At 53.4% G+C, this 539-nt stretch carries 1 protein-coding gene; it reads right to left on the bottom strand.

Going from position 1 to position 539, the window contains the following annotated elements:
• Window positions 1-11: 11 nt before the first annotated feature.
• A partial coding sequence (locus tag RBB63_RS23590) for an IS630 family transposase (protein ID WP_309387901.1) occupies window positions 12-539 on the bottom strand: 528 nt, incomplete at its 5' end.

Below are 539 nucleotides of genomic sequence, written 5' to 3'. Positions count from 1 at the left end.
CTAGTGTTCCGTTAGCTTAGTTTATTGCAAAATTGATTAATTTTGTGGAAGATGTCATCAGCTGAAGCGGTCCATTGGAATGGCTTTGGATTTTCGTTGTGCATGTCGATATAATTGAGGATCTCTTTTCGCAATTGTGTCAGGCTGGCAAATGAGCCTCTTCGGATAATATCGAGTGTGATTTTGGCGAAAAAGCGTTCGACTTGGTTGAGCCAACTGGAGTGGGTAGGGATGAAGTGGAAGCGCCAGCGCGGATGGGCCACCAGCCAGTCTCGCACGGCTTTGGTTTTGTGCGTGGCGTAGTTGTCCACGATGATGTGCAGGTCCAGCTCTGCCGTGACGGTGGCGTCGATTTTGTTGAGGAAAGCCAGGAAGTCCTTCGAGGTGTGGCGCTTGCGGCACTGGGCCATGACCTGTCCGGTTTTGATATCCAGTGCGGCAAAGAGCGTGGTCGTGCCGTGGCGGAAGTAATCGTGGGTCTGCCGGGCAGGCACGCCGGGCATCAAAGGCAAGATAGGCTGGGAGCGTTCGAGCGCCTG

It is taken from the genome of Cerasicoccus frondis (genome assembly GCA_031296915.1).
In the GTDB taxonomy this organism is placed as follows: domain Bacteria; phylum Verrucomicrobiota; class Verrucomicrobiia; order Opitutales; family Cerasicoccaceae; genus Cerasicoccus; species Cerasicoccus frondis.
The sequence above is the reverse complement of the archived record's forward strand: the minus strand, read 5'-3'. Positions and strand labels throughout refer to the sequence as shown.